The sequence below is a fragment of the Natronomonas aquatica genome (assembly GCF_024449025.1).
Taxonomy (GTDB): Archaea; Halobacteriota; Halobacteria; order Halobacteriales; family Haloarculaceae; genus Natronomonas; species Natronomonas aquatica.
On record NZ_JAHLKM010000060.1, the window covers coordinates 1 to 4,477 of the forward strand.

Genomic DNA, 4,477 nt, shown 5'->3' on the forward strand with positions numbered 1-4,477 from the left:
GAACTTCTTCAGCCTCACACTCAATACAGATCGCTGGTTCGAGAAAATTCTAAGTACTGACTTCTACAGATGAGCGTCCTCACAATATTTGTCTCGTTCATTTACCCTACTACGATTGTCAATCGTAGAGCACAGGAATATCGAGACAATATGCTTGAGGACCTTCGTGAGGAATACCATCGTATAGAGAATGCCACGAACGATCCAAACCAGAATAAACTTTCAGAACTAAACAAGCGATTGGAGCTTGAGCGGGTCCAACGGAATTACGAAAATTACAATTCCGTCAGTCTATACCCTCTTCAGTTGAGCATTATCACCCAGTTGATCGGTTCTGTAATACTGCCTATTCTGTTCATGTTTATTGAGTTCTATCTGCCGAATCTCATATAAGAATCCCCGGTGACTCTCGGACGTCCACCTCTTCGGTAAGGTCCTTGTTGAGTTGTCGACGCACGATTATAATCTTCGCTCCTCTGCCGAAAAGATATAAACAATCAGGCACCGTATCTATCACCATGACGATCACCCGTGACGAGGATGTGCTTGGCGGTGAGCCACGGATTGATGGTACCCGTATCGGCGTTCGTCATGTCGCCGCTCGTGTGATCGAAGGTGGTCAATCTCCCGCAGCTGTGGCAGATCAATTTGACGTTTCTCTTGCTGCCGTCTATGAGGCCCTCTCGTATTATTATGAACATGTAGCGGAGATGCGTGAGTACGAACAGACGAACGAAGCAGCGTTCGACGAAGTTCGTAAAACGTCGCTCAAGCCGAAAGAGACCGTGAAGTGACGGGTGCCCGAATTCTTTTGGACGAACACGTAGGACGAGTGTTCGAACGGGTACTTCAGGAGCGTGGTCACAACGTTGAGCAGGCAAAAGATCTGTTCGGAGAGCACACGGACGATGCCGGACTGTTGAGATGGTGTTCGGAGAATGACACGGTTTTGATCTCAAACAACGCGAAAGACTTCGAGTCGCTTCACGCGGATTATGACCACGCTGGTATCCTCTTATACTACGATCAGAGCCGCCCGGATACAGATCCGGAAGGTCTCGCTCGAACAGTAGATGAAGTGTTCAACCAATACGAGACGGCAGAGCTTAGGAACGAACTCGTCGATCTCGGGGAATGGTACGACTGGTTCCACGATTGACATCCTCTCGGCCCTGAAGGGCTGTCTTTTACCCATAACTCAACGCTATTGAGAAAAATCAATTAGATTCGACTTGAAATGAAATAATTAGTCAGCGAGACGTCACTATCGACGCCAGTGAACGATCCCAGTGGCTGAACAGACAATAGAACCCTGAACAGAAGCTGAATACATGAGGAATTTCGCTGAATGAGCGGCTGAGCGCTCATTCAGCACCCAGTTCGTAGCCTTCTGCCCACATGCGGAGCTTCTGAAGCCCTTTCCACATCGTCTGCCACCCCGGCGGTGGATCAGATCCTCGGTCAAGATACCCTCCAAGTTTCGCCACATGTACCGCATACGCTTTGCCGCTCTTACCGCTCAGTTCTGGAAATTTCGTTTCCAGAACTGCGCGCTCAGCGTCGCTTAACAAGGTTTCTGGCGCAAGCGAGTCCTTACCCCGTGCTAGTTCCCGTAACTCTAGCACCTTCCACGCAATCACTGAGTAGACGCTCAGCAAGACCTCCATACGTTCCCACGTCTGAAGCTGTCTTTCTTCGATCTCACAGCCACTCTTCAGCACTTTGTGCCAGTCTTCGATCCGCCATCGAAGGCTGTAGTACTCGATAATGGTCAAGGCATCATCGAACGTTTTGACCGATTCAGTGGTGAGTAGCACCCACTGAATCGGATCGTCCGTCTCACTGACTTCGTCCACTCTCACCATATTGATCTCGACTGATCCCTCTTGGCTAGGATTGTTCTTTGGCGCACGAATCTCACACGTGCCTGTTGCAATCGACACTTCTGCTGTCCGAGCCTCACGTCCACCACCCTGTTGAATCTCAATTGAGTCGCGACCTCGCTCGGCGAGGTCGCTACTCCACTCATATAGTTTTCCAGCATCACCGTCTTCAGTCCAGATACGCCGATTCTGATTCGCTCGGACCATAAAGCCAGTGTTGTCACGCTTTCGGCCGAATGCTTCGAACAACGAAAACGCGTCGCCGCCCCTGTCGTGGACAAAAATCGGACGTATATCCTCAGGAATCCATTCAAGCGCTGCTCTGTCTCCACGCAGCCATTTCTCGTATTGGGTTTCAACCTCGATTGGGTCGTTTTTGCCGTTTGTGATGTAGTCGACGTTTGCTTGTTGGTCCTCGACCAGCACCTGCTGGTCGATGACCCCGGTCATTCGGTGCGTGTCGGGACAGATCCCAATTGACGAGTGCAGTTTGACTCCTTGAACATCAATATCTTCGGAGCTAATGTCGCCGAGTCCATCCTTCGCCGGATGACGTGGGTAGGTGAGATACGTGGTGTCGGAGACGACCAGTAGCTCGTCTCCGCCACGCACTCGCGAGTGCTGTGCTTGTTTATGAGCGGAGAGGATCTCGGCAGGGGTCACACGATCATTATCGCAGAATCGGTACGTAGCCTTTGTGGAGGCCCAGTTTTCACAGGATGCTGGGATGGACTCGGCAGGCGAGCTGCCGAGTTCATCTCCAATCTGTACCAGGCGGTCGGTAAGCCGTTTGTCTCCAAACTCGGCTGGTCGGAACTCAGTTCGAATCCATCCAGAGACATCCATGTCACGTAGCTGTCCATCTTCATCGACTTCTGGTCGCCAACTGTGTGGACCTCCTCCCATCTTCCGGCGTTGGTTCGTCAGCTGTGATGTTAGCACTTGTGGGTAAAAGACAGCCCTGAAGGGCGAAGATTCCCACGGCACTGCGCCGCTGGTTTGGAATGTTTACGGTTTGTAGACGCCTCGAGAGACGGCTACTGGCTGTGCCAACCAGCCGTTACTCCTATCCCGGTATGGGATTCAGAGATACTTTTCCTGCCTGCATCCCGAAATCCACTACTCAGTTTCTCTTCGCGCTCGGAACTTGTTGAGTGCGACGTACATCATCACGCCAACTCCCAGCCACCCGATACTGAGAAAGAGTGCCAGTAGATCCGTCTGGATGAGAAACCCGATCAGCACTACGGCGAGTATCCCGTTTAGCGCGATTGCCAATATCGGTGGGACCGGGTAGTATGGGATCTCGTAAGGACGGTTCATGTTCGGTCGCTCCTGGCGAAGCCGAATCACGGCGACGTTCACGATGATGAACGACAGCAAAAAGAACAGACTCGACATATTTCCCGCGCTCTGTGTGGGCAAAAAGACGGACCCGAGCATAACGATTGCACTCAACAGCACTGCGACGAACGGTGTGCCGAAGCGATAGTGTATCCGTCCGATCGACGGCAGCAACTGGCCTTCCCGTCCCATCGAGAAGGCGACCCGCGACGAGGCGATGACGACGGCGTTCAGTGCAGTGATGGTCGAAAACACCGCTCCGAAAACGATGAGCGCGCCGCCGTTCTGAATCAGGGGGACGCCAGTCGGCATAAACGAGGTCGCGGCCGTTGCGATGCCGGCCTCGCCAGCCGCAGCGAGTTTCGTCGCTCCTAAGGTGCCGATCGCCACTGTCACGACCAAGAGGTACACGACGACAGTCGCAGCCAGGCTGACGAAGATCGCTTTGGGGATGTTCTCACGTGGATTTTCGACCTCTTCAGTGACGGTCGTGATGAGGTCGTACCCCTCGAACGCGATGAATGTAAGCCCCATCGCAGGGAGAATACTGAACGGCCCGGAGCCTTCTGAAAAAAGCGGATCGAAGTTCTGGAGCGTAAAGCTGGTTTCGCCACCGCCACCGGCCGAGAGAAATCCGAACGCGACGAACACCACCAAAATAGAGACCTTGATGATGGTGAACACTGTCTCCGCACTTCCACTCGCGGCGGTCGATGCCGCGTTCAACGCAACGAGACCGGCGACCGCCACGAACGCGAGAATGAACTTTGCCGGAACCCCGACTCCCAGAAACGGAAGCACGACTGCGCCGACCTGATCCGGTGGCGCTACCACGCCGTAGACGTGAAGCAGCTCGAGAAAGTTCGGCGCGAACCCAAGCGCGTACAGCGCGCCGGCGATCATATACGCGAACCAGAGCATCCATCCCATTATGAAAGATCTGAAGTCGTCGAAGATCTCTCGGACGAACGCGTAACCGCCGCCGCTTTTCGGGATCGCAGACGCCAACTCCGCATACGAGAGGCCAGTGAATGCGGTCACAACCCCGTTCAGTAAAAACACGATTAACGCTGCCGGGCCGGAGATCTCGGCTGCAAGTCCAGTAAGTACGAAAATGCCAGCGCCGATCATCGCTCCCATACCGATCATCGTCGCGTCAAGCAGCCCTAGCTCAGTGTAGCTTCAGCCATTGTCTCACTAGCTTTCGGCAACCGGGACTGGATAGAGTCCACGTAGCTTGATGCGCGCGT

At 53.5% G+C, this 4,477-nt stretch carries 4 protein-coding genes; 2 read left to right on the forward strand and 2 right to left on the reverse strand.

Annotated elements, in window-relative coordinates:
- The first annotated feature begins 518 nt into the window (after positions 1-518).
- Positions 519-794, forward strand: coding sequence for a DUF433 domain-containing protein (locus KM295_RS16615; protein WP_256031479.1), 276 nt, complete (start codon positions 519-521; stop codon positions 792-794).
- Positions 791-1,159 carry a DUF5615 family PIN-like protein gene (locus tag KM295_RS16620; protein WP_256031480.1) on the forward strand — a complete coding sequence of 123 codons (369 nt, stop codon included), beginning with the start codon at positions 791-793 and terminating at the stop codon, positions 1,157-1,159. The genes KM295_RS16615 and KM295_RS16620 overlap by 4 nt, the downstream gene beginning before the upstream one ends.
- Before the next feature lie 205 nt (positions 1,160-1,364).
- On the opposite strand, the gene KM295_RS16625 is transcribed toward KM295_RS16620, so the two are convergent.
- A complete protein-coding gene (locus tag KM295_RS16625; RefSeq protein WP_256031481.1) occupies positions 1,365-2,789 on the reverse strand; it encodes an IS4 family transposase in 1,425 nt (474 codons plus the stop codon).
- A gap of 213 nt (positions 2,790-3,002) precedes the next feature.
- Positions 3,003-4,376 carry an APC family permease gene (locus tag KM295_RS16630; RefSeq protein WP_418904824.1) on the reverse strand — a complete coding sequence of 458 codons (1,374 nt, stop codon included), beginning with the start codon at positions 4,374-4,376 and terminating at the stop codon, positions 3,003-3,005.
- Positions 4,377-4,477: the final 101 nt, after the last annotated feature.